Origin of the sequence: Polynucleobacter sp. UK-FUSCHL-C3 (assembly GCF_040409815.1) — a bacterium.
Classification (GTDB): domain Bacteria; phylum Pseudomonadota; class Gammaproteobacteria; order Burkholderiales; family Burkholderiaceae; genus Polynucleobacter.
In genome coordinates, this window is the sequence record NZ_CP099959.1 from 1,229,319 (window position 1) to 1,255,502 (window position 26,184).

Below are 26,184 nucleotides of genomic sequence, written 5' to 3' on the forward strand. Positions count from 1 at the left end.
TGGAAGGGGTATATGAATTGGGGTATTCTAAAAGGGAACAATTTGTAGATCTGTGAGCATAAACGTATTTCTTAAAGAGGGATCCATTCCTTGAAGAATCTAGCTAATCTCAGTGCCAGCCAAGCAGCCAGAGCGCTTGCCCAACGAGAAATCAAAGCCGAAGATTTATTACTCGATTGTCTAAATCAAATTGGTTTACGTGAGAACCAGGTGCATGCCTGGGTCAGTTTGGGTAAGGAACATGCCATCCGCACTGCCCAAGAACTAGACCGAGGTGCTGTACAAGGAATACTGCATGGCTTACCGATTGGAGTTAAAGACCTCTTTGATACGCATGATCTTCCCACTAACTATGGCTCACCGATTTATGGCAATAATCATCCGGTATGTGATGCGGTATCTGTCTCCTTGATGCGAGAAGCAGGAGCAATTGTTTTAGGCAAAACCGTGACTACGGAGTTTGCTAGCTTTAAGCCTGGTCCTACCTGCAATCCACGCAACTTAGATCACACACCAGGGGGCTCTTCCAGCGGATCGGCCGCCGCTGTAGCCGACTGCATGGTACCGCTCGCCACGGGTAGTCAAACTGCAGCATCCATCATTCGACCTGCTAGTTATTGTGGAGTTGTAGGATACAAACCAAGCTATGGAAAAATCAGTATCGGGGGTGTAAAAAGTTTATCGGTATCACTGGACACGCTTGGTGTTTTTGGAAGAACTGTATCCGATGTGGCTCTTGGCATTGCTGCCATGTCAGCCGATCATGATCTTGCTAAGATCGATCCGCTCGAGCATAAGGTTCGCATTGGTATTTGTAGAACATCTGATTTCGCAATGGCTCAAGCAGAAACTGCAGCCGCTCTCTCCTTAGCAGGCTTTGCAGCGAAGTCCTTTGCAAAAGAGGGCGTTTCTGAGATTACCCTTCCGCCCTCTTGCGCAACGCTAACTGAGATCCAGACAACGATTATGTTGTTTGAAATGGCTAAAAGCTTTACCTTCGAGAAACTTAATCATCTGGATCAAATTAGCACAACCCTTCAAACCATTATTCAACGCGGTGATGCGATTAAATACTCTCAATACAGTGAGGCCTTGACCCAGGCGTGGCGAGCTGGCGCAGAGCTCTGCCAAGCATTTGAAGATCAATTCGATATTCTGATTGCACCAAGCGCTACAGGCGAAGCTCCGCACACCATAGAACAAACTGGCGATCCTGTATTTAGTCGTGGCTGGACCTTAATGGGTTTACCCTGCATCAACTTGACAGTCACCAGCGGCCCTAAGGGTTTGCCGGTTGGCGTAACCTTAGTTGCAGGCCCAAGACGCGATCGCCTACTACTCAGTGTGGCACACGCCTTAGCGCAAAACCTATCAGACCCGCTAGCACTCAATCAAGCTTGATGTTGGCTGATTTAATCGCCTTTTGCATCAATGCAATTTCTTTCTTGAGTAAGGCATCGGTTCCCTGCGGATTAAGATAGCGTACCTCAATCCCTGCTGCATCCCCTCGTTGCTTGGCTTCAGGAAGCTCTAAAGCCTTTTTAACATCCTGCGTTAATTTATTCACAATCGCTGCAGGTGTTCCAGCGGGGGCATACAAAGCAACCCAAGACTCGAGTTCAAAACCAGGTAAGCCTGCCTCAGCAACTGTTGGCACATTGGGCATCATCGGATGACGCGCCTTACCTGTAACAGCTAAAGCCCTTAATTTGCCAGTTTGGACATGTCCCATGACAGAAGGTGGCGTTGTAATAAAAACCTGAACCTGCCCTGCCAGTACGTCCTGGATGGCTTGGCCTGATCCCTTGTATGGAACATGGGTCAACTTAATGCCAGTGGCTTGCTCAAAGATCTCTGTACCAATATGCGATACCGAGCCGTTACCTTGTGAGGCATAGTTCAACTTACCTGGATTAGCTTTTGCATAAGCAATAAACTCTTTAAGATTATTCGCTGGAACTGATGGATGAACCGCAATGACATTCATAGCAACTGTCAGCAATGCAATGGGTGTGAAGTCCTTAAACGGATCCCAACTTAATTTATCCATAAGCAATGGATTGGCGGCATGGTAACCCGAGTAAGAAGCCAATAAGGTATAGCCATCTGGCTTACTCTTAGCCACATATTGGTAGGCGATATTACCGCTTGCACCTTGGCGGTTATCAATGATGATCGATTGCCCAGTCACTCGGTTAAGAGGCTCCGTTAGTAAACGAGCCGATGCGTCGACCAATCCTCCTGGAGGCACGGGTACGACGATCGTGATGGGGCGATCTGGAAATGTTTGTGCATGGGTTATGCCAGCCAGCATGAATACAGTAGCTAAAAATCCCATGATTTGTTTAAGTTGCAAGAGTCTTACTGTGCGCATGTGTCGTCTCCAAAAATTATGTTCATCATTATCGTAATATCTTAACGCTGTCCCATTTTGACATCGGCAAATACTGCCTGAGCCTCACGCGGTAGGCAACGCCAGTATTGTGGGCTAGCTGATACATGCCCCTGTAATGCAGCGGCTGCCTCCCATCCCCACCGGGGTTTATACAAGAAGGCTCGGGCTAAGGCAATTAAATCCGCTTCGTGATTTTGCAAGATCTCTTCTGCTTGAATTGGCTCAGTGATTAAGCCAACCGCCATGGTTGCCATACCGGTTTTTTGCTTAATCTCTTTTGCAAAGGGCACTTGATAATTAGGCCCCAACTGAATTTTCTGTTTAGGGGAGATACCGCCAGAAGAAACATGGATGTAATCACACCCCAAAGACTTTAGCCGTTGTGTGAGCTCAACCGACTCTTCAAGACTCCAACCATTCTCAATCCAATCAGATGCCGAGAGCCTAACTCCTAAGACCCCGCCCCACTCTTTGCGTACCGCAGAAAATAGCTCCAGCACAAAGCGCATCCGATTCTCAAGGGAGCCGCCGTATTGATCCTGACGTTGATTGGCAATCGGCGATAAGAACTGATGCAATAAATAGCCGTGAGCAGCATGTAATTCAATTCCATCGATCCCAATTGTTTTCGCTCGTCTGGCTGACTCGACAAAGTTCTTAATAATGACTTGCATCTCTGCCGTGCTTAACTCATGGGGATTACGCTCACCATCTAGCTGAGGAATTGCGGAGGGCGCCTGGGTCTCCCAGCCACCACTCTCTGATGGAAGGATCTGACCGCCTTGCCATGGTGCTGCACTTGAGGCTTTGCGACCAGCGTGAGCCAGCTGAATAAACACCCGTGTCTTCGGGGCAAGTTTGCGTGCCCGCAATAATTTATCTTCTAATGCAGTCTGAGTTTTTTGATCCCAGAGACCTAAACAATAGGGAGTGATGCGGCCTTCGGGACTTACTGCTGTGGCTTCAATAATAAAGAGCCCCGCCCCGCTGTTCAACAAATTACCCCAGTGCATTAAATGCCAATCACTTGCCTCACCCTCTACTGCCGAGTATTGACACATAGGCGCCACCACGACTCGATTCGGTAATTGCATAGAGCCCTCTGGGGCAGGTAGTGAATAGTCTGAAAATAAGAGGCTCATGGGATAAATGACCAAAAGTGATTGAAAGGATTAAAATGATACCAAGTGATTTTTAAGACCCTTTCTGGTTGCCAAGACAATCTAGGCCCAATCATCAATACGAGACATAATTACCATGAACGCTCCTCAAGCCTTTGAAATTAAAGAAGATATTGCTCACTATATCGGTGGTCAAGTTGTTATGCCACAGGGCACACGTTTTGCCGATGTACACAACCCTGCCAAGGGCTCGGTAGCCCGTCGCGTTGCTCTCGCTAGCAAAGCCGATGTGGGCAAGGCTGTTGCTGCAGCACAAGCAGCCTTTCCTGCTTGGGGCAACACCTCGCCGCTTCGTCGCGCCCGTATTCTTTTTAAATACCTTGACCTTCTGAACCGTCATCGCGATGAACTCGCCGCCATCATCACCGCTGAGCATGGCAAAGTCTTTACTGATGCTCAAGGTGAAGTCACCCGGGGTATTGAGATCTTAGAATTTGCGACCGCTATCCCAGAACTCTTAAAGGGAGATTACACCGAGCAGGTCTCAACCGATATCGATAACTGGGTTATGCGTCAACCTTTGGGTGTTGCAGCAGGCATTACCCCCTTCAATTTTCCAGTCATGGTGCCGATGTGGATGTTCCCCGTTGCGATTGCATGCGGCAATACCTTCATCCTCAAACCGAGCCCGACCGATCCCTCTGCCTCCTTATTGCTTGCGCGCCTTTTGAAAGAGGCTGGATTGCCAGATGGCGTCTTTAATGTTGTGCAGGGTGATAAAGAGGCTGTAGATGCATTGATTGAGCATCCAGATGTCAGAGCAATTAGCTTTGTGGGTTCGACCCCAATCGCTAATTACATTTATGAGCGCGGCGCTCATTTTGGTAAGCGCGTTCAGGCTTTAGGTGGCGCCAAGAATCATATGGTGGTCATGCCCGATGCCGATATTGATAAAGCGGTGGATGCCTTAGTTGGCGCAGCCTACGGATCTGCTGGTGAGCGCTGCATGGCAATCTCAGTTGCCGTATTAGTGGGCGAAGCAGCTGACAAAGTAATGCCTAAATTAATTGAGCGTACCAAAACCTTGAAAGTAAAGAATGGTCTTGAGCTTGATGCTGAGATGGGTCCCATCGTAACGCGTGCGGCTCTCGATCGCATTACAGGCTATATCGAAAAAGGTGTTGCGGGTGGGGCTAAGCTTTTAGTAGATGGTCGTGGACTTAAAGTGCCTGGCTTTGATCAGGGGTTCTGGTTAGGCGGCACCCTCTTTGATGCAGTTACACCTGATATGACCATTTATAAAGAAGAGATTTTCGGTCCTGTGCTCTCGTGTGTACGGGTTGCTAATTTTAGTGAAGCACTCGATCTAGTGAATGCTCATGAGTTTGGCAATGGCGTAGCTTGCTTCACCAGCGATGGCAATATTGCTCGTGAGTTTGCCCGTCGCGTTCAAGTTGGTATGGTTGGTATTAATGTACCGATTCCGGTACCGATGGCTTGGCACGGATTTGGTGGTTGGAAGCGCTCCTTATTTGGTGATACCCATGCCTATGGCAAAGAAGGGGTGCGTTTTTATACCAAGCAAAAAAGTGTCATGCAGCGTTGGCCTGAGAGCATCTCAAAAGGTGCTGAGTTTGTCATGCCAACCTCGAAGTAACAACTACTTTTTTCTTGAGATGAACATCGCTGGAACCGTCAGGTTCCAGTAGATGGCTGCGGATCGAAAGCAAAAGATTAGTAAGATACAAGCAATCGATCCTGGCATTGCATACTCTGGGAAATAATTTAGGAGTAAGACATAAAGCATGCAACCGAGTGATACGGGAATTGCATATAGCTCATAGGACATTAATAAGGTTTTGCGACCTGCCAATACATCCCGAATCAATCCCCCACCAATTGCTGTTACAACCCCCAAGATAATGGCTGCTTCGGAACCACCGAAATCTTCATGCCAAGCCTTATCCGCCCCCTGTATCCCAAACAAAGCGGCCCCCAGACCATCGATATAAAGAATGGCTTTATACAACTGAGGCTGAGAAAGTATTGACTCGGAATAAAAGGTAATGATGCTGGCAATTGCAGCAACCAAGATATAAATAGGTGCATCGGCCCAAAAGACCGGCACCCCCATAATCACATCCCGAATGGTTCCGCCACCAATGGCTGTGATGATTCCTAAGACCAGAACCCCAAAGAGATCAACACCCCGCTCCGAAATAGCAAGAACACCTGTAATTGCAAAGGCTGCAGAGGCAACGATACCAACCCAAAAACTAAGCTCTTCCATCGAGCCTTCCTAGTCAATAAATAGAGAGGAAGTAATTATTGCAAAGTATTTTTGAGGAGCGGCATTTCTGGGAGGGCTAGTACATCAATCCCCTCCTCACGTAAGGCACTTACCTCATCCGCACAGGTCTGCCCCCGAATACTCCGCTCAGGAGTTTCCTTGTAATGTATCTTTCTGGCTTCTTCTGCGAATGATGAACCCACATCCTCTGATTTATTGACTAGATCACGCATGGCCTTCATAAAGGTTGCTTGGATCTGCTTCTCCAATTGGCCATGATCAGCATTGGATAAAGCAATCGTTTGCGCAGGCTCTGTTGTCACCGAGGCGGGCTGCAATTGCTCCTGACTGGCTCTGCCACCAATATGCGGTGCCGATGGTAAGCGTCGCACCTCAGCGTTATCGCAAATGGGGCAGCCTAAGCCTCCACCCGACTGCTGGCTCAGGAAATCGTCTTCAGACACAAACCAGCCCTCAAAGTGATGCTCATGAGCGCAAGCTAAGTTATAAACTTTCATGGGTAATAGATGGGGGCCTCTGGCCTAAATTCAAGAGAGAAAGAGTATTTTTGTAGATATTGCCAGTTTAATGCTTTATGGCTTAGGAGTTTGATGAGGCGCATCGGCGACGCTCTAACCAGTAAGTCGAGATGATAGTTTTTACATCCGTAATCTTGCCAGATTCTACCCACTCCAAGAGCTCTTCTAAGGGCGCTGCAAAGACGTCCAAAAACTCTTCCTCATCAAGTCGTGCCGGACCTGGGATTAAGCCCTCAGCCAAATAAATATCAATGAACTCAGTTGAATACGAAATCACTGGATGAATACGCCTAATCTTGCTCCAGCGCTTGGCGGTATAGCCGGTCTCCTCTTGAAGCTCCCGCTGAGCACACAAGAGCGGATCTTCGCCGACATTTAACTTACCGGCAGGGATCTCGATCACAGCCTGAGAGATTGGATAGCGGTATTGGCGCTCCAATAAAATACGGCCATCATCTAATACAGCCAGAATAGCAACCGCTCCAGGGTGCTCTAGGTACTCGCGTAGGGCATGCTGCCCATCTGGTAAAGAGACGGTATCGCGCTTCATTTTGAGGAAGATGCCATCGTAGACTCCCTCCCCGGATATCCTTTTTTCGACGAGACGATCGTCGTCGTGGGCGAGGTCTTGGAAGGATTTCTCGCTCACGCTCTACTCTCTATTTAAGAACCAATGAGAGTGCTGCGCATCGCATTCAAGCACAAGCTCATGAGTCCAGCAGGGAATATTCCGAGAACAAGGATCATTAAACCGTTAATGCCAAGAATACCCTTAGCAAAACTGGTGCCATTCACAGACTGCTCATGCACCGGCTCATCAAAATACATGACCTTAACCACGCGCAAATAGTAGAAGGCGCCGATTAAGGAAGCAATCACTGCGATCACAGCCAACACGATGAAATCTGCATCCACCAAAGCTTCCAATACAGAGAGTTTGGCTGCAAATCCAACTGTCGGCGGAATCCCGGCTAATGAGAACATCATGACGAGCCCAATAAATGCATACCAAGGATGCTTACGGTTGAGACCCTTCAACCCCTCCAAGGTCTCACAGTCATAGCCCTTGCGCGAGAGAACCATTAGGAAGCCGAAGGTACCCAAGGTAGTAATCACATAGGTAATGGCATAGAACATCGAGGCACTGTATGCATGATCATCAAAGACTGACAACATACCCAGTAATACAAAACCCATTTGGGCAATTGCTGAGTATGCCAACATCCGTTTAAGGTTGGTTTGCGCAATGGCTGTGACATTGCCGAGTACTAGAGATAGTACTGCCAAAATCATTAGCATCGGCTGCCAATCTGAAATCAAGGGCAATAAGGTATTAATGAGCAAGCGGAATAGTAAGGCAAACGCGGCCAGCTTTGGGGCTCCGGCAATCAGTAAGGTCACTGCTGTAGGCGCTCCCTGGTAAACATCAGGCACCCACATATGGAATGGCACTACCCCAAACTTAAAGGCTAAGCCAGCCACAATGAAGACCAGGCCAAATGCCATCACTAAGTGGTTAATTCTGGGGTCGAGCAGAAGTCGTAGGATCTCTAGTAAATCCAGTGACCCGGTTACACCATAGATCATTGACATACCGTAGAGCAAGAATCCAGATGCTAACGCTCCCAAGACAAAATACTTAATAGCAGCTTCAGAAGAGAGGCCGCTGGAGTGACGCATCGCCACTAATCCATAGGTGGACAGCGCCATTAACTCTAAGCCAAGGTATAAGGTAAGAAGATTTGCTGCAGAGATTAAGACCAGCTGTCCTAACAAAGCAAATAGGGTTAGCACAATGAAGTCCGGTCTAAACAGGCCCCGATCAATCAAATATTGCTTGGAGTAAATAAGGCTGAGGAGTAAGGCAAAGCAAGATCCAGCCTTTAACAAATTAGCAATCGCATCGGACTGGAACAATCCAGCCATTGCAAGGTAAGGAAGATCAGCGATCCGTGTAATGAATGCGGCACCCAAGCCAATTAAGAGAAGGCAAGCCACCGAGTACACATAGGATGCGGCTCTAGGAGCATGGAATACATCCTGCTCAGGATCGCCCTTCGCTTCTTTAACAAACGCACTACTGACCAACAATAAGCAGCTAATCGTAATTAAGACGAGCTCTGGAGCAATCGCGATAAGGTCAAAGGAGTCCATAAATGTACTTTACTCAGAGTTTGCTAATAGCGACATGCTCAAGCAGTTGCATCACTGCTGGATGAATAATGTCGGTGAATGGTTTTGGATAGACGCCCATACCGATCACGCAGATCGACAAAACAATGAACATCATAAACTCACGATTATTTAGGTCCACCAAGCCATCAACCTGAGGATTGGTAATGGCGCCAAAGATAACGCGCTTAACCATCCATAGGGAATATGCCGCACCCAGGATCAAGGCAGTGGCCGATAAGAGTCCAATCATGAAGTCATAATCGACAGCGGCCAGGATCACCATAAACTCCCCCACAAATCCAGAGGTTGCTGGTAAGCCACAGTTGGCCATCGCCATCAATACCATGAAAGCGGAGAACTTAGGCATCCGGTGAACCACGCCACCATAATCCGCAATCTGGCGTGTATGCATACGATCGTAGAGAACGCCAATAGCCAAGAACATCGCACCCGACACAAAACCGTGAGAGATCATCTGAATAATGCCGCCCTCGATACCCAAAGGACTAAAGATGAAAAAGCCCAAGGTCACAAAACCCATATGTGCGATCGATGAATAGGCCACGAGTTTTTTCATGTCCTGCTGGACTAAGGCAACTAAGCCAACATAAATGACCGCCACCAAGGATAAGAAAATTATGAAAGGGGCAAGATACTGACTTGCATCTGGCGCTATCGGCAAGGAGAAACGCAAAAATCCATAAGCACCTAGCTTCAACATAATAGCTGCCAAGACCACGGAGCCACCAGTAGGCGCCTCCACGTGCACATCAGGCAACCAAGTATGTAGCGGCCACATGGGAACCTTAACCGCGAAGGCCATGAAGAAGGCAATGAAGAGCAAGACCTGCTCAACAATATCGAGTTTCGTGTGATGCCAAGCTAATATGTCAAAGGTATTGCTAAGGTTGTACAAATAAAGCAATGCTATTAAGGCGAGTAATGATCCCAGCAAGGTATACAAGAAAAACTTGAATGCCGCATAGATACGATTTTTACCACCCCACACACCGATGATGATGTACATCGGGATTAGAGTAGCCTCGAAGAATATGTAGAAGAGTAAACCATCAAGCGCAGAGAACACACCGATCATCAAACCCGAAAGGATCATGAAGGCGGCGTAATACTGCGATACCTTCTCAGTAATCACCTCCCAAGCCGCAATCACCACAAAAATATTAATGAAGGCGGTCAGAACTACAAACCAAACCGAGATACCGTCAACTCCCAAAGAGTAATTAATGTCATAGCGGGGAATCCAACTGAACTTCTCCACAAATTGCATGCCTGGATTTGCTAGATCAAAATTAGTAATCAGTGGCAATGTAGCGATGAATCCAAGAATAGCGCCAAACAAAGCAAGATAACGGACGCCAGCCGATGGACGCTCTGAGCCATAGATCAAGATGATCAGACCAAAAACAATCGGGATCCAAATGGCGTAAGAAAGAATCATGGTGAAGGCTTTACTTAATAAGCGATATAAATGTGGGTATACAAAATCCAGGCTAACAAGCTAACTAAACCCAATATCATGGCAAAGGCGTAGTGATACAAATAACCCGATTGCAATTGCCGAATCACGCCCGAGAACTTACCAACTAAATGTGCACTACCGTTAACCACCCAACCATCAATGACCCGTTGATCACCCTGCTTCCATAAACCACCACCGATCAAGAGTGCGCCCTTGGCAAATATCCATTGATTAAGATCATCTAAGTAGTACTTGTTATCCAAAATTTTCTTAAGAGGAGCAAAGACTTTGGCAATCTTCTCGGGGAGTGAAGGAACCCATAAATAACAGATAGCAGCCACAAGCACTCCGAGCGCCAAGAGTAAAAATACGGGGGTCGTAAATCCATGCAAGGCCATCGCCACTGGTCCATGAAAATGGGATGCCAGGGTCGCCATCGCCGGATGCTTTACCGCATCCACAAAAATTGCATCCCCAAAGAACTTGCCAAAGAGCATAGGATCAATAGTGTAGTAACCAATAATGACCGATGGGATCGCTAATGCGATGAGAGGTAGAGTAACTACCCAAGGAGACTCATGAGGTTTCTGTCCCGGTGCAAGCCCATGGTGTTCATCATGGCCATGGTTATGGTCATCGTGACCAAATCGCTCTTTGCCATGAAACACATAGAAGTACAAGCGGAAGGAGTACAAAGCGGTCACAAAGACACTCAGCATGACCGCAAAGTAAGCAAAGCCTGAGCCAGGAATAGTACTAGCGGCTACCGCTTCAATAATCGAGTCTTTAGAGTAAAAACCGGAGAAGAATGGTGTACCAATCAGTGCTAACGATCCTAATAGCATCATCAAGCAGCTAATCGGCATGTGCTTCCATAAACCGCCCATCTTACGCATATCTTGCTCATGATGCATGCCAATAATGACGCTACCCGCACCTAAGAACAATAAGGCTTTAAAGAATGCATGGGTCATTAAATGGAATATGGCGATTGGATAAGCAGATACTCCGAGAGCAACGGTCATATAACCTAATTGTGAGAGTGTGGAATATGCCACCACCCTCTTAATATCGGTCTGCACGATTCCTAAAAAGCCCATAAAGAGTGCAGTAATCGAGCCGATGACCAAAATGAAACTCAAGGCAACATCCGATAGCTCAAAGAGAGGTGACATTCTGCTAACCATAAAAATGCCAGCGGTCACCATGGTCGCAGCGTGAATCAATGCAGAGATCGGGGTTGGGCCTTCCATGGAATCTGGGAGCCATACATGGAGCGGGAACTGGGCTGACTTGCCCATTGCACCAATAAATAAACAGATACAGGCAACTGTTATCAAGTTCCAGCTCGTACCTGGCACTGTTTGAGCAGCCATCACAGTATTTTGGGCAAAGATATCGGCATAGTTCATAGAGCCAGTAGCGGCCAATAACAAACCAATCCCTAATATGAAGCCAAAGTCACCAACCCGGTTCACCAAGAAAGCTTTCATATTGGCAAAGATCGCAGTGGGTCGGTCGTAATAAAAACCAATCAAGAGGTAAGAGACTACGCCTACCGCTTCCCAGCCGAAGAACAGCTGCAACATATTGTTACTCATCACCAGCATCAGCATGGCAAAGGTGAACAGGGAAATATAAGCAAAGAAGCGGTTATAGCCCTCCTCGCCTTTCATATAGCCGATGGTGTAGATATGCACCATAAGAGATACAAAGGTCACGACAACCATCATCACAGCCGTTAGAGGATCGATTAAGAACCCAATATCAAAACTGAGCTCGTCTAATTTCATCCAGGTGTAAACGCTGCCATCAAAATAGTAGCCATTATTTACTTCAACCAAGACCCAGCACGAAAGGATTAAGGAAATTGCAACGCCTAATATGGTTAAGGACTGGGTTGCAATCTGTCCAATTCGATTACCTAAGAATCGAGTTCCTAATAAACCAGCCATGGCAGAACCGACCAGTGGGGCTAGCGGTATTGCGCAGAGATGGGCTGTAGTTAAGGAGGATGCCATACGGATTAGCCTTTGAGATGATCCAAGTCTTCGGCATTAATGGTGTCCACTTTACGAAACAGAACCACCAGGATTGCTAAACCAATAGCGGCTTCTGCAGCAGCGACGGTCAAAATGAAGAATACAAATACTTGTCCTGCCATATCGCCCAAATAATGGGAGAAAGCTACAAAGTTCATATTGACGGCCAATAGCATTAGCTCAATAGCCATCAACAAAATAATCACATTACGACGATTTAAAAAGATACCAACTACGCTAATTGCAAAGAGAATGGCACCAAGGACAAGATAGTGGGCAAGCGTGATGGTCATGATTTACTCTCAGTCTCAGACGATTTAGACTTTCGATCCTGCTTAGCCTCATTACTCGAATCCATGGATACAATCCGCATCCGATCTTTTGCCTTAACGGCCACCTGCTCCGCAATGTTTTGTCCCTTAACGTCCTTGCGCTTACGCAAGGTCAATGCCACCGCAGCAATAATCGCCACCAAGAGAATGATTCCGGCGATTTCAAAGGCGTACAGATAGTCTGTAAACATTAGATATCCCAAGGCCTGGGTATTGTTAGCAGAGACCACTTCTGGCAGGATATTGACTGGCGAACTGGTACCAATAAATCCGCGGATTAGAACAATCGATAACTCCAAGATGATGACCACCCCAATGAGCATTGCTAAGGGGAGGTATTTCTTGAAATCACGGCGTAGATGGGCTAAATCAAGATCGAGCATCATCACCACAAACAAAAATAGCACCATCACGGCACCCACATAAACCAAGATCAGAATTAAGCTAAGAAACTCAGCCTTAAGAAGCATCCAAATACCTGATGCACTAAAGAAGGCCAAGACCAGGAATAAGGCAGCATGTACTGGGTTTGAGACGGTCACTACGCGCAATGCAGAAATAACTAACAGGCCAGCAAAGGCGTAGAAGAACACTGCGAAGAGAGTCGATGGATCAAAGTTCATAAATCAATTATCGATATGGTGCGTCGGCCTCACGGTTTGCTGCAATTTGCTTTTCATACTCGTCGCCAACCGCCAGCAACATCTCTTTCGTGAAATACAAATCGCCCCGCTTATCACCAAAGTATTCAAAGATATTCGTTTCGACAATCGCATCAACTGGGCAAGCCTCTTCGCAAAATCCACAGAAGATGCACTTGGTTAAATCGATGTCATAGCGCGTGGTTCTACGAGTACCATCCTCTCGTTGATCCGACTCGATTGAAATAGCTAAAGCAGGACACACCGCTTCGCATAGTTTGCAAGCAATGCAACGCTCTTCCCCATTTGGATAGCGACGTAAGGCATGTAAACCCCTAAAACGTGGCGACAAGGGTGTCTTCTCTTCAGGGTACTGAACAGTAATCTTTGGCTTAAACAAATAACGGCCTGTGATAGACATACCAGTGAGCACGTCTTTTAGCATCAAGCTATCTAAGAACTGGGAGATTCGTTTAAACATAATCGCTTAGCTCCAGATATTCCATGGGGACAAAATCCAAGCTCCAACCACAAGGACCCAAAATACCGTTAAGGGGATAAAGACCTTCCAACCCAGACGCATAATTTGGTCATAGCGGTAACGTGGCAAAGTCGCCCGTAACCAAATAAAGCAAGAAAGCAAGAAGAAGGTCTTGGCAAATAACCAGAAGAAGCCTGGGATATCGCGTAAGACCGGTATATCAAGAATCGGTAACCAACCGCCTAAGAACATGGTTGATGCTAAAGCCGCAATCAAGATCATATTGGCGTATTCAGCGAGGAAGAACAATGCAAATGCCATACCCGAGTACTCGACCATATGGCCCGCAACAATCTCCGACTCCCCTTCCACAACATCAAATGGATGTCGATTGGTTTCAGCAACGCCTGATATGAAGTAAATCACGAACATTGGCAAAAGCGGTAACCAGTTCCAAGAAAGGAAATTGAGTCCTATGCTGGCGAAGTAACCGACCTCTTGCGAATGAACGATATTGCTCAAATTAAGAGAGCCTGCAACCATTAATACAGATACCAGTGCAAAGCCCATAGCAATCTCATACGAGATCATTTGTGCCGATGCGCGCATTGCACCCAAGAAAGGATACTTTGAGTTTGATGCCCAGCCCGCTAAGATCACGCCATAAACACCCACCGAGGTAATTGCCATGATGTAGAGCAAACCAGCATTCACATCTGCTAGAACAAGTTCTGCCTGAAATGGCATTACTGCCCAAGCAGCAAAAGCAGGGGTGAGCACCATCAAGGGTGCAATGATGTATAAAGCATGACTTGCACGGGCCGGAGAAATAATCTCCTTCATCAATAGCTTTAGGGCATCTGCAATTGGTTGTAATAAACCCAAGGGGCCAACGCGATTAGGGCCTAAACGAATATGCATCCAGCCAATTAGCTTGCGCTCCCACAAGGTGAGGTATGCAACTGCAGCAAACATCGGCAGAACAATCACCACGATCTTAACCAAGGTCCACACCAATGGCCATGTGGGACCAAAGAGCTCTGCGCCTTGGGTCGTGATGGTATTTAAAAGATCTGTCATGATTATCTTTAAGCAGTAACCGCCACTTTGGTAACGGATACCTCCCCAAACATGGGACCTAATTGACAGCTGAGCTCCGTTGCAACGGAGATACGCACCGCGCCATTTGCCAAACCAGGCATTAAGGCCACAGAAGCCTCGATCGTTTGACCTGCTTGGCTTACAGTAACTAAATCTCCCTCTTTTAAGCCCAATTGACTCAACAAAGCCTCACCCAGGCCAACTTGTCTGGCTGACTTAGCATCACGTGTGAGCTGTAAAGATGGTGCACGACGCACGATGGCATCAGAGGCATAAATTGCTTGATCCGCAATCCTCTGGATCGATCCTGATAGAGGGGTCTTGTTAATAACCTGCGCGTTTGCTGTAAAGCCATTATCAAGGACCTCTGCAAGCGGTTTTGTAAGAGCATCCGCATAAACCTCTTCGGGTAGGTAATACAAGAAGCCTTCTAGTTTAAGAAGACTACCAATTGCTCGCAATACTTTCCAAGCAGGTCTAGCATCGGCTAGAGGGCGAACTGCAGGCTGAATGGTTTGTGCCTGCCCTGCAAGATTTACAAAACTGCCCACGGTCTCGGTATAGGGCGTAATCGGTAAAATGACATCAGCTAACTCAAGCAGATCAGGGCTTGTATACGCACTCATCGCAATCACTGTATCGGCCTTAGAGAGTGCCGCACGGGTTTGCTGAGGATTAGGTAAATCCATCAAGGGTTCAATATTCATCAAAACGTAGGCACGCGCATTGCTGTGCAAGATACTTTCTACGCTACCGTGACTGCCTTGAGTGGCGCCGACTACCTGAGCACCAACAGCATTACCACCCTCGCTTAAGAATCCTAATCGGGCACCTGTATGCGTGGCAATAAACTCTGCCAAGACATGTAGATCAGAGGCATTAGGATGAGCGATTGCCATAGACCCCAAGAAAATGGCTTGTGCTTCAGGGCTCTCCCCTTTAGAACCAGCAAGCAGCTGATCGGCAATCACTTGAGCCTCGGCTGATATTGCGCTAGTTGGTGCTCCAGTTGGCAATGCTAATGATTTAGCTTTAGCAACCGCACTCGCAATTTCGGTCAACTGATTGATCCACTGACTGGGAGTGCTATGAAGATGAGTGGTAATCGGTATTAACCAATCATTACCCCCTGCGTCTAATCGATACACCTGTAAACCGCGCTTGGTTGCGGTTCGTATGCGTGCAGCCAGCAATGGCTGATCTTTACGCAAATGACTACCAATCACCAAAACACGCTTAAGCTGATTAATCTCGGCAATTGGCAACCCCAGCCAAGCTCCGTGAGCGGCGCCGCGCGTATCAATCTGACGCAAGCGGGTCTCCACTTGATCAGCCCCAAGGCCGCGCATCACCTTTTGCAAGAGATATAGTTCTTCTACGCTTGAGATTGGATGGGCCAATGCTGCCAGGGCCTTAGCGCCATGCTGCTCCTGAATATCTCCCAAGGAATGCACTACATAATCCAGTGCAGATTGCCAATCGGTTTCTAGCCATTGACCATTCTGCTTGACCATCGGCGTGGTTAGGCGATCATTACTATTTAGACCTTCGTAGGCAAACCGATCACGATCGCTAATCCAGCATTCATTAATATCTTCGTTCTCGAGAGCGACTACGCGCATAACTCGATTAGCCTTGGTTTGCACGGTAGTGTTAGCGCCCAATGAATCGTGTGGACTCAGCGAGCGTTTACGCACCAACTCCCAGGTACGAGCGGCATAGCGGAATGGTTTGCTTGTTAATGCGCCTACTGGGCAAATGTCAATCATGTTGCCGGATAGCTCAGAGTCAACGGTCTGACCAACAAAGGTGGTGATCTCAGAATGCTCGCCACGATTAATCATGCCTAGTTCCATCACTCCAGCCACTTCCTGACCAAAGCGAACGCACCGCGTGCAATGAATACAGCGCGACATCTCTTCCATGGAAATCAATGGGCCCACGTTCTTGTGGAAAACGACCCGCTTCTCTTCTTTATAGCGAGAGCTTGACTTGCCATAACCCACTGCAAGATCTTGTAACTGACACTCACCACCCTGATCACAAATCGGGCAATCCAGAGGATGGTTAATGAGTAAGAACTCCATAACTGATTTTTGTGCTTCGACTGCTTTTGCGGAATGTGTGTAGACCTTCATACCAACCATCACAGGAGTGGCACAGGCTGGGAGTGCTTTAGGTGCTTTTTCTACTTCGACCAAGCACATCCTGCAATTGGCAGCGATCGATAATTTCTTGTGATAGCAAAAATGAGGGACATAGGTACCTAATTTATTGGTGGCATGCATCACCATCGAACCCTGAGGAACCTCAACGGGCTTTCCATCAACGTGGATCTCAATCATATTGATCGCACTCATTACTTAGGCTGCCTTTGCATAAGAAGAGACTAAGCAACGTTTATGCTCGACGTGATACGCAAACTCATCCATGTAATGCTTGAGCATTCCTTGCACTGGCATCGCAGCCGCATCACCCAAGGCACAAATGGTACGACCCTGAATATTTCCAGCAACGTCCCTAAGAAGATCTAAATCTTCCGGGCGTCCTTGGCCATGCTCAATACGGTTGACGATACGCCAGAGCCAGCCAGTACCCTCACGACAAGGTGTGCACTGACCGCACGACTCTTCGTGATAGAAGTAAGAAAGGCGCAGGAGTGAGCGCACCATACAGCGAGTCTCATCCATCACAATGACTGCGCCCGAACCCAACATCGATCCAGCCTTGGAGATTGCATCGTAGTCCATGGTGATATCCATCATGATGTTGCTGGGCAGGACCGGTGCGGATGAACCGCCTGGAATAACCGCCTTCAACTGCTTACCATTGCGAACGCCGCCTGCGAGCTTTAGTAACTCTGCAAATGGGGTGCCCAATGGAATCTCATAATTACCAGGGTAGGTAACATCCCCTGAAACCGAGAATATCTTGGTGCCGCCATTATTGGGTTTACCTAATTTGAGATAAGCCTCAGAACCTATTGCTAACAGAAAAGGTACTGCTGCAAAGGTTTCGGTGTTATTAATAGTGGTCGGTTTGCCATACAAACCAAAGTTGGCAGGGAATGGTGGCTTAAAGCGTGGCTGACCCTTTTTACCTTCTAGAGACTCTAGAAGAGCTGTTTCCTCACCGCAGATATAGGCACCAAATCCGGGTACGGCATGCAATTGAAAGTGAAGTTCGCTCCCCATAATTGACTGGCCAAGATAGCCAGCAGCGCGTGCTTCTTCTAGAGCTTCTTCAAACCGCTCATACACCTCCCAGATCTCACCATGAATATAGTTATATCCTGTAGAGATACCCATCGCATAGGCCCCAATGATCATGCCTTCGATCAGGGCATGCGGGTTATAACGCATGATGTCTCGGTCTTTAAATGTGCCGGGCTCACCTTCATCGCTATTGCAAACTAAGTATTTCACGCCTTGGTAGTTCTTAGGCATGAAGCTCCACTTTAAGCCGGTTGGAAATCCAGCGCCGCCACGGCCACGTAATGCTGAGGCTTTTACTTCAGCAATGACTGCTTCGGGGGTAATTTTCTCGCTCAAGATGCGCTTTAATTGCTGATAACCACCACGCGCCTCATAATCTTTGAGACGCCAGTTTTGACCGTCCAAACCAGCCAGAATTAAGGGCTTAATATGCCGACTGTGCAAACTACTCATGCCGAGACTCCCTTTTTAGCTTGAGACTTCAGCTCGTCTAGGAGAGCATCGATCTTGTCGTGACTCATAAAACTGCACATCCGATGATTATTAACGAGTAACACGGGGGAGTCCCCGCATACGCCCATGCACTCCCCCTCTTTGAGGGTAAAAGTACCGCAGGAAGTGGTCTCATTAAAGTTAATGCCTAATTTTTTCTTGAGGTAATCGGCTGCTTCTTCGCCATGCGAGAGTTGGCATGGCAAATTAGTACAAATTACTAACTTGAACTGACCGATGGGCTTGGTCTCATACATATTATAAAAAGTAGCGACCTCTTCTACCGCAATGGTCGGCATATCCAGAATGCCGGCAACTTCTGCGATGATGGCCGGGGATACCCAACCATGCTCTTCTTGAGCAGCAATCAGACATGCCATAACGGCTGATTGTTTTTGCTCAGGCGGATACTTAGCAATATTGCGATCCATCTCAGCGAGAGTTTTGGAGGAGAAGATAGAGTTCATGGCATTCATTTATCGATCAATCTCACCAAACACAATGTCTTGAGTACCAATAATGGTGACCGCATCAGCAATCATGTGACCGCGCGACATCTCATCCATGGCAGCTAAATGCGCAAAGCCGGGAGCCCTAATCTTCAAGCGATATGGCTTATTGGCACCATCCGACATGAGATAAATACCGAACTCACCCTTTGGATGCTCAACAGCAGCATACGCTTCACCTGCTGGCACATGAATACCTTCGGTGAATAGTTTGAAGTGATGAATCAGTTCTTCCATATTGGTCTTCATGTCCACTCGATTAGGAGGGGCTACTTTATGGTTATCGCTCATGACTGGCCCAGGATTAGCGCGTAACCATTTCACACACTGGGCAATAATGTGATTGGATTGACGCATCTCCTCCATGCGAACTAAATAGCGGTCATAACTATCGCCATTCACACCCACGGGGATATCAAAGTTCAACTTGTCATAGACCTCATAGGGTTGCTTCTTGCGCAAGTCCCATTCGATGCCAGAACCGCGCAGCATTGGGCCAGTAAAGCCCATTTGCAATGCTCGCTCTGGTGTCACAACGCCAATACCTACCAGGCGCTGCTTCCAAATTCGGTTATCAGTTAAGAGGTTGTTGTACTCATCGACATTGGCAGGAAAACGATTACTAAAATCTTCAATGAAATCTAACAAAGACCCACTACGGTTCTCATTTAAACGCTTAACAGCCCCCTCACTTCGGATGGCTGACTTCGTATACTGAGGCATCTGCTCAGGAAGATCGCGATATACACCCCCGGGGCGATAGTAAGCAGCGTGCATCCGTGCACCAGATACTGCTTCATACATATCAAAAATATCTTCACGGTCTCGGAAGGCATATAAGAATATTGCCATCGCACCAACGTCAAGACCGTGACATCCAACCCAGAGTAAATGGTTAAGTAGTCGGGTAAGCTCATCAAACATAACCCGAATGTATTGCGCCCGAATCGGCACTTCTACATCCAATAACTTCTCGATAGCCATTACATAGGCATGCTCATTCACCATCATTGAGACGTAATCCAAGCGATCCATATAGGGAACGTTTTGGATCCAGGTTCTAGTCTCGGCTAATTTCTCGGTAGCGCGATGCAATAAGCCAATATGCGGATCTGCTCTCTGAATCACTTCGCCATCAAGCTCTAGCACCAAGCGCAATACACCATGAGCAGCAGGATGCTGTGGTCCAAAATTAAGGGTGTAGTTCTTAATCTCAGCCATTAGTTTAATCCACCATATTGATCTTCACGAATCACTCGGGGTGTTACCTCGCGAGGCTCGATCGTAACTGGCTGATAGACTACGCGCTTTAACTCAGGGTCATAGCGCATCTCTACAGTGCCCGATACTGGGAAGTCTTTTCTGAAAGGGTGACCAATAAAGCCATAATCAGTAAGGATGCGACGCAAATCATCGTGTCCATCAAACAAGATGCCAAACAAATCAAATGCCTCACGCTCGAACCAATTAGCAGAGTTCCAGATCGGCACCATTGATGCAAGCAATGGATAGTCATCGTCGGGCGCAAATACTCTAACCCTTAAGCGTTGATTGTGTTTTACAGACAGTAAGTGACTCACGACCGCAAATCGTCGACCACTCCACGCTCCATCTGCATAATCTTTGTAGTCAACACCACATAGATCTATTAACTGCTCAAACGAGAGGCTGGGGTCATCACGTAACAACTTGGCTGCTTCGGCATAGTGTGCCGCATCAAGCACAATCGTTAGCTCATTGTGCGCGATCACAGAACTCTTCATACGATCACCAAGCGCACGGTCTAACTGTTGACGAAGTTGCTCTAAGCGCTCTGACATCTCAACCCTTACGCGCAATCGTGCTGGTGCGACCAATCTTGGCTTGTAACTGAATAATTCCGTAAATCAGTGCCTCTGCTGTGGGCGGGCAACCAGGGACATAAACATCGACAGGCACGATACGATCGCAACCGCGCACCACAGAATACGAATAGTGATAGTAACCACCGCCATTGGCACAAGAACCCATGGATAGAACCCAACGAGGCTCAGGCATTTGATCATAAACCTTACGCAAAGCGGGTGCCATCTTATTGCAGAGAGTGCCCGCCACAATCATTAAATCCGATTGGCGTGGAGAAGGACGAAACACAACACCAAAACGATCTAGGTCATAGCGTGATGCACCAGCGTGCATCATCTCAACAGCACAGCATGCCAAACCAAAGGTCATAGGCCATAAAGAGCCAGTCCTGGTCCAGTTGATTAACTGATCTGCCGAGGTAGTAACGAAACCTTGTTTTAGAACACCTTCAAGTGCCATCTACGCTTACTCCCAATCAAGGGCGCCCTTTTTCCAGATATAGACAAAACCAATAATGAATTCAAGCAAGAAAACAACCATCGCAAAGTAGCCTTCCCAGCCAATATCCCTCAAGGCAACACCCCAGGGAAATAAAAATGCAGTTTCGAGATCAAACAAAATGAAGAGGATGGCGATGAGGTAATAACGCACATCGAATTTCATACGAGCATCTTCGAAGGCCTCAAAGCCGCACTCGTATGGAGAAACTTTTTCTGAATCAGGTTTGGAGGGAGCTAAAACTTTACCGAGAATAATAGGAGCCAATCCCACACCGATACCGACAAGTATGAACAACAGCACTGGGAAGTAATTTGAAAGGTTCAACTTCTATCCTGCGTCAGTTTTATTCCAAAAACACAAAAAAATTATGTACGATTTCAATAAATGAACTCTTGATTTACGACAAAGACTCCAAGAATTCCCGAACAAAACTAATCCATATTGGTGCCGACGGCGAGACTCGAACTCGCACAGCCTAAGCCACTACCCCCTCAAGATAGCGTGTCTACCAATTTCACCACGTCGGCATCTTGGAAAAGCCCTACAACAACCCACGATTCTACTGCATTGCACCCTTTTTAATGGGTCACAATTACTTTGGTACGACCGGCTTTGCTGGCTCTGTACCCCCTGCCGCTGCAGGTGCTGGAACAGATTGACTACCCTGCTGAGCAGGCGCTACTGCTGGCAGGGTTGAGTTTGATAAAACCCCTGACTCAACAGGCTTTTTACTACCCAACCAGGTGATACCAAGCGTGCTCACAAAAAAGATAACAGCAAACACAGCGGTAGTGCGCGATAGAAAATTGGCAGAACCTGAAGCACCAAAAACACTTCCCGAGGACCCAGATCCAAAAGCAGCACCCATATCAGCGCCCTTACCCTGTTGGATTAGTACCAAACCAATAATGGCCAAGGCTGAGACCACCTGCAACACAACAAATAAAGTTTTAAGCCACTCCATATAATTTCTCCATAAATAAATCAGTTAGTTCGTCAAGCAAACTATGCTCGGCAAATTGCTAAAAATTCTTGGGCATCCAAGGATGATCCGCCTACTAAACCGCCATCTATATCGGGCATTGCAAATAACTCAGTTGCATTATCTGCGCGCACGCTACCCCCATAAATAATCCCAATATGCGCTGACACGTCATGATCAAACTCTGCTAACTGTAGACGAATAGCCCGATGCATATCTTGAGCCATTTGAGCGCTCGCAACTTTACCTGTGCCGATAGCCCAAATAGGTTCATAGGCAATTAAACAATCAACCAAGCGATCTTGTAAGGTACTGACTTGGCTAGCAACTTGACGCCTCACGGCCTCAATCGCACGCCCAGAATTTCGTTCATCAGCAGTCTCGCCTACACAAATAATAGGTGTAATCTCATGATCCAAAGCGGCTCCTGCCTTCAGTGCAATCGTTTCATTTGCTTCGCCGTACTGCATGCGCCGTTCGGAATGACCAACGATTGCAAAACGGACACCCATCTCTTGAAGCATTACCGCACTGACCTCACCCGTATATGCACCTGACTCATGCGCAGAAACATCCTGAGCCCCAAGCAGAAGCTGACTACTTGCTAATAATTGTGAGCACTGATGTAAATAAGGGAATGGAACACACACACCAAAACGACGACCCGCAGGCATACCGCATTGCATACCTTCGCCAACCGATTGCATCCATGCTTGATTGATAGAAAGACTGCCATTCATCTTCCAATTACCGATGACAGTGAGTGCGCGCATGGTTGATCCGAATTACGCAGTCAGAATAATTTTCCCGACATGCTCACTAGACTCCATCAAACGATGGGCATCAGCAGCCTGTTCCAGGGAAAATGTTTTATAAATTACTGGCTTTAATGCGCCCGAATTGAGCAAGGGCCATACATGCTCATAAAGCTCTTTGGCAATCTGACGCTTGAATGACACTGGGCGTGGCCTTAGTGTTGAACCTGTCACAGTCAAACGACGGCGCAATATCTGACCTGTATTGACCTCTGATTTGGAGCCACCCATAATCGCAATCACCACGATACGTCCATCATCTGCAAGACAGTCAATTTCTCGTTGCAAGTAGGTGCCTGTGACCATATCTAAAATCACATCAACACCTTTGCCATTGGTGACCTTCTTAACCTCTTCCACAAAGTCTTGAGTTTTATAGTTGATCGCCACATCTGCGCCGAGTTTGATACAAGCAGCACATTTTTCATCGTTACCAGCCGTTACAAAAACACGGTGACCCATGGCCTTAGCCAGCATGATGGCGGTCACACCAATCCCGCTTGAGCCACCCTGAACTAATAAAGTTTCTCCAGCGCTAAGCTGGCCACGCTGAAAGACATTGCTCCACACGGTAAAGAAAGTTTCTGGAAGTGATGCTGCCTCAACATCACTAAAGCCGTTTGGGTAAGGTAAGCATTGTGCGATTGGTGCAATGCAAAGATCGGCATAGCCACCACCCTGAACCAATGCACAAACCCGGTCGCCTATCTTTAAACCCAGACTGTTATCGCTGTGTGCCAAATCACCACCAATAACTTCTCCGGCAACTTCCAAGCCAGGAATATCGGATGCGCCAGCAGGAACGGGATAGTGCCCTTTTCGTTGCAAAACATCAGGACGATTAATGCCTGATGCCTTCACCCGAATTAATATCTCTCCCGAGCCTGAAGCAGGCACTACCGGATCCGGTCGTTCTGCTTTGACCAACATCTCCGGTGCACCAAATTCCCGAATCTCCATCACGCGCATTGCAAATCTCCTGCGTTTAGGTGGTCTCGTTGGAGCTTGCACTCATTTCTGAATTACTTGCACCACCATCTTGAGCTAAGAGCGCCTTCATGGAAAGTCGTAGACGGCCACGTTCATCAGCAGCCAATAACTTAACTCGCACAATTTGACCTTCTTGCAAATGGTCCTTGACGTCTTTGACACGCTCATCGGAGATCTCGGAGATATGCAGGAGACCGTCCTTACCAGGGAGGATATTGACTAATGCGCCAAACTCGAGAAGCTTAACAACTGGGCCTTCGTATATTTTGCCAACTTCTGCTTCAGCGGTAATGCCCTCAATGCGTGACTTTGCTTCCGCCATTCCTTCAGCGCTCGTAGAGGCAATTGTTACGGTGCCATCATCTTTAATGTCAATGCTGCAACCGGTCTCTTTAGTCAAAGCCTGAATCGTTGCACCACCTTTACCAATCACCTCACGGATCTTGTCTGGATGAATCTTAAAGCTCACCATACGGGGTGCGTGCTCTGATAGCTCAGTGCGCACAGAACCCATTGCCTCTTGCATCTTGCTAAGGATGTGTAAACGTCCTTCTTGAGCTTGCGCTAATGCAACTTGCATAATTTCTTTGGTAATACCCTGCACCTTAATATCCATCTGTAGGGCAGTAATACCATTTGCGGTACCAGCAACCTTAAAGTCCATATCGCCCAAGTGATCCTCATCACCCAAGATGTCGGTTAATACTGCAAAGCGATTGCCATCCAAAATCAGACCCATTGCGACACCAGCAACGTGTGCTTTAACAGGCACGCCTGCGTCCATCAATGCTAAGCAACCACCACATACCGATGCCATGGAAGACGAACCATTGGATTCAGTAATCTCTGAGACCAAACGAATACTGTAAGCAAAATCTTCTAAGCTCGGCAACACTGGAATCAAGGCACGTTTTGCTAAACGACCATGACCAATCTCACGACGCTTTGGCGTACCTACGCGACCAGTCTCGCCAGTTGCGAATGGAGGCATGTTGTAGTGGAACATAAAGCGATCACGATACTCACCCTCTAGTGCATCAATAATTTGCTCATCGCGTGCGGTACCCAAAGTAGCAACAACCAGCGCTTGAGTCTCACCACGAGTAAAGAGTGCAGAGCCATGTGTGCGGGGCAATACGCCATTCCGAATCTCAATGGGACGAACAGTGCGTGTATCGCGGCCATCAATCCGTGGCTCACCATTCAAAATCTGACTACGAACGATCTTCGCTTCGATCTCAAATAAAAGATTACCTACCTCGACTTCGTCGACCTCACCATCCGCAGACAATTGGGTCATCACATTAGCAACTACTTCTTTGATCTTAGTAGAGCGGGCTTGCTTCTGACGAATTTGATACGCCTCACGCAGTGGGCCTTCAGCCAAGCTTTGTAATTTAGCAATCAGTCCCTCATTTTTAGCAGCAGGCTTCCAATCCCACTCTGGCTTACCGGCCTCACGGACTAGTTCTTGAATAGCATTAATAGCAATTTGCGCTTGCTCATGGCCATACACGACGGCGCCCAACATCACAGACTCAGATAACTGCTGAGCCTCAGACTCAACCATCAATACGGCTGCTTGAGTGCCTGCTACTATTAAATCTAGCTCGCTAGTGGTTTGCTCTGAGCGATTTGGATTCAATAAGTATTGACCATCTCGGTAACCAACACGAGCAGCGCCCATTGGGCCATTAAATGGGATACCTGAGATAGCGAGTGCAGCAGAGGACGCGATCAAAGCAGGAATATCGGCGGGCACATCTGGATTGATCGACATTACATGAACAACCACTTGAACTTCATTGTAGAAGCCTTCTAGAAATAATGGACGAATGGGACGATCGATTAAGCGAGAGGTTAAGGTCTCGCCTTCAGATGGACGTCCTTCACGTCGAAAGAATCCACCTGGGATTTTTCCTGCGGAATAGGTCTTCTCAATGTAATCAACGGTCAAAGGGAAAAAGTCTTGACCAGCCTTAGCGGTCTTTGCACCCACTACGGTTGCTAAGACAACCGTGTCATCCATATTGAGCATGACAGCGCCGCTCGATTGGCGAGCAATTTCGCCAGTTTCCATGGTGACAGTATGCTGACCCCATTGGAAAGTTTTTACTACTTTATTAAATATTGACATCGTTTTCTCCAAATAAATACTTCGCGGATAAGCAGCGCCGCGATATCACTGGAGTGATTGATAGAAAAACCCAATTGGGATGCCATTCCAATGAACCTCTT

25 protein-coding genes and 1 tRNA gene are annotated in these 26,184 nt (G+C 47.4%); 2 read left to right on the forward strand and 24 right to left on the reverse strand.

The annotated features are described in order from the left end of the window. Positions 1 to 90: 90 nt before the first annotated feature. Positions 91 to 1,401, forward strand: coding sequence for an amidase (locus NKE59_RS06245; protein ID WP_353438123.1), 1,311 nt, complete (start codon positions 91 to 93; stop codon positions 1,399 to 1,401). Here the strand turns inward: NKE59_RS06245 and NKE59_RS06250 are convergent. Both NKE59_RS06250 and NKE59_RS06255 read right to left on the reverse strand, forming a co-directional pair. Then, on the reverse strand, positions 1,388 to 2,338 hold the full coding sequence (locus tag NKE59_RS06250) for a tripartite tricarboxylate transporter substrate binding protein (protein ID WP_353439925.1): 951 nt from the start codon (positions 2,336 to 2,338) through the stop codon (positions 1,388 to 1,390). The genes NKE59_RS06245 and NKE59_RS06250 overlap by 14 nt on opposite strands. Positions 2,339 to 2,415: 77 nt before the next feature. Beyond that, positions 2,416 to 3,537 carry an NADH:flavin oxidoreductase/NADH oxidase gene (locus NKE59_RS06255; RefSeq protein ID WP_353438124.1) on the reverse strand — a complete coding sequence of 374 codons (1,122 nt, stop codon included), beginning with the start codon at positions 3,535 to 3,537 and terminating at the stop codon, positions 2,416 to 2,418. A gap of 115 nt (positions 3,538 to 3,652) precedes the next feature. Between NKE59_RS06255 and NKE59_RS06260 the strand changes: the two genes are divergently transcribed. After that, positions 3,653 to 5,173 carry a CoA-acylating methylmalonate-semialdehyde dehydrogenase gene (locus tag NKE59_RS06260; RefSeq protein ID WP_353438125.1) on the forward strand — a complete coding sequence of 507 codons (1,521 nt, stop codon included), beginning with the start codon at positions 3,653 to 3,655 and terminating at the stop codon, positions 5,171 to 5,173. A 3-nt stretch (positions 5,174 to 5,176) separates the two neighbouring features. On the opposite strand, the gene NKE59_RS06265 is transcribed toward NKE59_RS06260, so the two are convergent. The 22 genes from NKE59_RS06265 to pnp all read right to left on the reverse strand — a co-directional run bounded on the left by NKE59_RS06265 (position 5,177) and on the right by pnp (position 26,083). Continuing rightward, positions 5,177 to 5,806: a trimeric intracellular cation channel family protein gene (locus NKE59_RS06265; RefSeq protein WP_353438126.1), complete on the reverse strand. Its 630-nt coding sequence runs from the start codon at positions 5,804 to 5,806 to the stop codon at positions 5,177 to 5,179. A gap of 35 nt (positions 5,807 to 5,841) precedes the next feature. Further along, positions 5,842 to 6,324: a DUF1178 family protein gene (locus tag NKE59_RS06270; protein ID WP_353438127.1), complete on the reverse strand. Its 483-nt coding sequence runs from the start codon at positions 6,322 to 6,324 to the stop codon at positions 5,842 to 5,844. Positions 6,325 to 6,406: 82 nt separating this feature from the next. Beyond that, positions 6,407 to 6,994 (reverse strand): NUDIX hydrolase, encoded by a 588-nt coding sequence (locus NKE59_RS06275; RefSeq protein WP_353438128.1) that lies wholly within the window; start codon positions 6,992 to 6,994, stop codon positions 6,407 to 6,409. Positions 6,995 to 7,008: 14 nt separating this feature from the next. Beyond that, the gene (gene nuoN, locus NKE59_RS06280) at positions 7,009 to 8,499 is read right to left on the reverse strand and encodes an NADH-quinone oxidoreductase subunit NuoN (RefSeq protein ID WP_353438129.1); all 1,491 of its coding nucleotides are present in this window, start codon (positions 8,497 to 8,499) and stop codon (positions 7,009 to 7,011) included. A 13-nt stretch (positions 8,500 to 8,512) separates the two neighbouring features. After that, positions 8,513 to 9,979, reverse strand: a complete 1,467-nt coding sequence (locus tag NKE59_RS06285) for an NADH-quinone oxidoreductase subunit M (RefSeq protein ID WP_353438130.1) — start codon at positions 9,977 to 9,979, stop codon at positions 8,513 to 8,515. A gap of 14 nt (positions 9,980 to 9,993) precedes the next feature. After that, a complete protein-coding gene (nuoL, locus tag NKE59_RS06290; protein ID WP_353438131.1) occupies positions 9,994 to 12,021 on the reverse strand; it encodes an NADH-quinone oxidoreductase subunit L in 2,028 nt (675 codons plus the stop codon). A 5-nt stretch (positions 12,022 to 12,026) separates the two neighbouring features. Then, complete coding sequence (nuoK, locus tag NKE59_RS06295; RefSeq protein WP_353438132.1) at positions 12,027 to 12,335, reverse strand: NADH-quinone oxidoreductase subunit NuoK; 309 nt, start codon at positions 12,333 to 12,335, stop codon at positions 12,027 to 12,029. Beyond that, positions 12,332 to 12,997, reverse strand: a complete 666-nt coding sequence (locus NKE59_RS06300) for an NADH-quinone oxidoreductase subunit J (protein WP_353438133.1) — start codon at positions 12,995 to 12,997, stop codon at positions 12,332 to 12,334. The genes nuoK and NKE59_RS06300 overlap by 4 nt, the downstream gene beginning before the upstream one ends. 7 nt (positions 12,998 to 13,004) lie before the next feature. Then, entirely contained in the window at positions 13,005 to 13,496 is a 492-nt protein-coding gene (gene nuoI, locus NKE59_RS06305; RefSeq protein ID WP_353438134.1) for an NADH-quinone oxidoreductase subunit NuoI, read from the reverse strand. Positions 13,497 to 13,502: 6 nt separating this feature from the next. Further along, positions 13,503 to 14,576, reverse strand: coding sequence for an NADH-quinone oxidoreductase subunit NuoH (gene nuoH / locus NKE59_RS06310; protein WP_353438135.1), 1,074 nt, complete (start codon positions 14,574 to 14,576; stop codon positions 13,503 to 13,505). A gap of 8 nt (positions 14,577 to 14,584) precedes the next feature. Beyond that, on the reverse strand, positions 14,585 to 16,942 hold the full coding sequence (gene nuoG / locus NKE59_RS06315) for an NADH-quinone oxidoreductase subunit NuoG (RefSeq protein ID WP_353439926.1): 2,358 nt from the start codon (positions 16,940 to 16,942) through the stop codon (positions 14,585 to 14,587). An 18-nt stretch (positions 16,943 to 16,960) separates the two neighbouring features. Beyond that, positions 16,961 to 18,265, reverse strand: coding sequence for an NADH-quinone oxidoreductase subunit NuoF (nuoF, locus tag NKE59_RS06320; RefSeq protein WP_353438136.1), 1,305 nt, complete (start codon positions 18,263 to 18,265; stop codon positions 16,961 to 16,963). Continuing rightward, positions 18,262 to 18,762 carry an NADH-quinone oxidoreductase subunit NuoE gene (gene nuoE / locus NKE59_RS06325; RefSeq protein WP_353439927.1) on the reverse strand — a complete coding sequence of 167 codons (501 nt, stop codon included), beginning with the start codon at positions 18,760 to 18,762 and terminating at the stop codon, positions 18,262 to 18,264. The genes nuoF and nuoE overlap by 4 nt, the downstream gene beginning before the upstream one ends. 18 nt (positions 18,763 to 18,780) lie before the next feature. Next, entirely contained in the window at positions 18,781 to 20,034 is a 1,254-nt protein-coding gene (locus NKE59_RS06330) for an NADH-quinone oxidoreductase subunit D (RefSeq protein WP_353438137.1), read from the reverse strand. Beyond that, the gene (locus tag NKE59_RS06335) at positions 20,034 to 20,633 is read right to left on the reverse strand and encodes an NADH-quinone oxidoreductase subunit C (RefSeq protein WP_353438138.1); all 600 of its coding nucleotides are present in this window, start codon (positions 20,631 to 20,633) and stop codon (positions 20,034 to 20,036) included. Before NKE59_RS06335 ends, NKE59_RS06330 begins: the two co-directional genes overlap by 1 nt. Before the next feature lies 1 nt (position 20,634). Then, positions 20,635 to 21,117, reverse strand: a complete 483-nt coding sequence (locus tag NKE59_RS06340) for an NADH-quinone oxidoreductase subunit B family protein (RefSeq protein ID WP_353438139.1) — start codon at positions 21,115 to 21,117, stop codon at positions 20,635 to 20,637. Between the two features lie 6 nt (positions 21,118 to 21,123). Further along, complete coding sequence (locus NKE59_RS06345; RefSeq protein WP_353438140.1) at positions 21,124 to 21,483, reverse strand: NADH-quinone oxidoreductase subunit A; 360 nt, start codon at positions 21,481 to 21,483, stop codon at positions 21,124 to 21,126. A gap of 118 nt (positions 21,484 to 21,601) precedes the next feature. After that, positions 21,602 to 21,686 (reverse strand) — tRNA-Leu (locus tag NKE59_RS06350). A 65-nt stretch (positions 21,687 to 21,751) separates the two neighbouring features. Further along, on the reverse strand, positions 21,752 to 22,123 hold the full coding sequence (gene secG / locus NKE59_RS06355; RefSeq protein ID WP_353438141.1) for a preprotein translocase subunit SecG: 372 nt from the start codon (positions 22,121 to 22,123) through the stop codon (positions 21,752 to 21,754). A gap of 41 nt (positions 22,124 to 22,164) precedes the next feature. Continuing rightward, a complete protein-coding gene (gene tpiA, locus NKE59_RS06360; RefSeq protein WP_353438142.1) occupies positions 22,165 to 22,914 on the reverse strand; it encodes a triose-phosphate isomerase in 750 nt (249 codons plus the stop codon). A gap of 12 nt (positions 22,915 to 22,926) precedes the next feature. Continuing rightward, complete coding sequence (locus NKE59_RS06365) at positions 22,927 to 23,925, reverse strand: NAD(P)H-quinone oxidoreductase (protein WP_353438143.1); 999 nt, start codon at positions 23,923 to 23,925, stop codon at positions 22,927 to 22,929. A 16-nt stretch (positions 23,926 to 23,941) separates the two neighbouring features. Beyond that, the gene (gene pnp / locus NKE59_RS06370) at positions 23,942 to 26,083 is read right to left on the reverse strand and encodes a polyribonucleotide nucleotidyltransferase (RefSeq protein WP_353438144.1); all 2,142 of its coding nucleotides are present in this window, start codon (positions 26,081 to 26,083) and stop codon (positions 23,942 to 23,944) included. Positions 26,084 to 26,184: the final 101 nt, after the last annotated feature.

What these genes read in the sequence shown, in the direction of transcription:
- NKE59_RS06250 (WP_353439925.1), bottom strand. Translation starts at nt 2,338, where the DNA reads ATGGGATTTTTAGCTACTGTATTCATGCTGGCTGGCATAACCCATGCA.
- NKE59_RS06255 (WP_353438124.1), bottom strand. Translation starts at nt 3,537, where the DNA reads ATGAGCCTCTTATTTTCAGACTATTCACTACCTGCCCCAGAGGGCTCT.
- NKE59_RS06260 (WP_353438125.1), top strand. Translation starts at nt 3,653, where the DNA reads ATGAACGCTCCTCAAGCCTTTGAAATTAAAGAAGATATTGCTCACTAT.
- NKE59_RS06265 (WP_353438126.1), bottom strand. Translation starts at nt 5,806, where the DNA reads ATGGAAGAGCTTAGTTTTTGGGTTGGTATCGTTGCCTCTGCAGCCTTT.
- NKE59_RS06270 (WP_353438127.1), bottom strand. Translation starts at nt 6,324, where the DNA reads ATGAAAGTTTATAACTTAGCTTGCGCTCATGAGCATCACTTTGAGGGC.
- nuoN (WP_353438129.1), bottom strand. Translation starts at nt 8,499, where the DNA reads ATGGACTCCTTTGACCTTATCGCGATTGCTCCAGAGCTCGTCTTAATT.
- NKE59_RS06285 (WP_353438130.1), bottom strand. Translation starts at nt 9,979, where the DNA reads ATGATTCTTTCTTACGCCATTTGGATCCCGATTGTTTTTGGTCTGATC.
- nuoL (WP_353438131.1), bottom strand. Translation starts at nt 12,021, where the DNA reads ATGGCATCCTCCTTAACTACAGCCCATCTCTGCGCAATACCGCTAGCC.
- nuoK (WP_353438132.1), bottom strand. Translation starts at nt 12,335, where the DNA reads ATGACCATCACGCTTGCCCACTATCTTGTCCTTGGTGCCATTCTCTTT.
- NKE59_RS06300 (WP_353438133.1), bottom strand. Translation starts at nt 12,997, where the DNA reads ATGAACTTTGATCCATCGACTCTCTTCGCAGTGTTCTTCTACGCCTTT.
- nuoI (WP_353438134.1), bottom strand. Translation starts at nt 13,496, where the DNA reads ATGTTTAAACGAATCTCCCAGTTCTTAGATAGCTTGATGCTAAAAGAC.
- nuoH (WP_353438135.1), bottom strand. Translation starts at nt 14,576, where the DNA reads ATGACAGATCTTTTAAATACCATCACGACCCAAGGCGCAGAGCTCTTT.
- nuoG (WP_353439926.1), bottom strand. Translation starts at nt 16,942, where the DNA reads ATGATTGAGATCCACGTTGATGGAAAGCCCGTTGAGGTTCCTCAGGGT.
- nuoF (WP_353438136.1), bottom strand. Translation starts at nt 18,265, where the DNA reads ATGAGTAGTTTGCACAGTCGGCATATTAAGCCCTTAATTCTGGCTGGT.
- NKE59_RS06330 (WP_353438137.1), bottom strand. Translation starts at nt 20,034, where the DNA reads ATGGCTGAGATTAAGAACTACACCCTTAATTTTGGACCACAGCATCCT.
- NKE59_RS06335 (WP_353438138.1), bottom strand. Translation starts at nt 20,633, where the DNA reads ATGTCAGAGCGCTTAGAGCAACTTCGTCAACAGTTAGACCGTGCGCTT.
- NKE59_RS06340 (WP_353438139.1), bottom strand. Translation starts at nt 21,117, where the DNA reads ATGGCACTTGAAGGTGTTCTAAAACAAGGTTTCGTTACTACCTCGGCA.
- secG (WP_353438141.1), bottom strand. Translation starts at nt 22,123, where the DNA reads ATGGAGTGGCTTAAAACTTTATTTGTTGTGTTGCAGGTGGTCTCAGCC.
- tpiA (WP_353438142.1), bottom strand. Translation starts at nt 22,914, where the DNA reads ATGCGCGCACTCACTGTCATCGGTAATTGGAAGATGAATGGCAGTCTT.
- NKE59_RS06365 (WP_353438143.1), bottom strand. Translation starts at nt 23,925, where the DNA reads ATGCGCGTGATGGAGATTCGGGAATTTGGTGCACCGGAGATGTTGGTC.
- pnp (WP_353438144.1), bottom strand. Translation starts at nt 26,083, where the DNA reads ATGTCAATATTTAATAAAGTAGTAAAAACTTTCCAATGGGGTCAGCAT.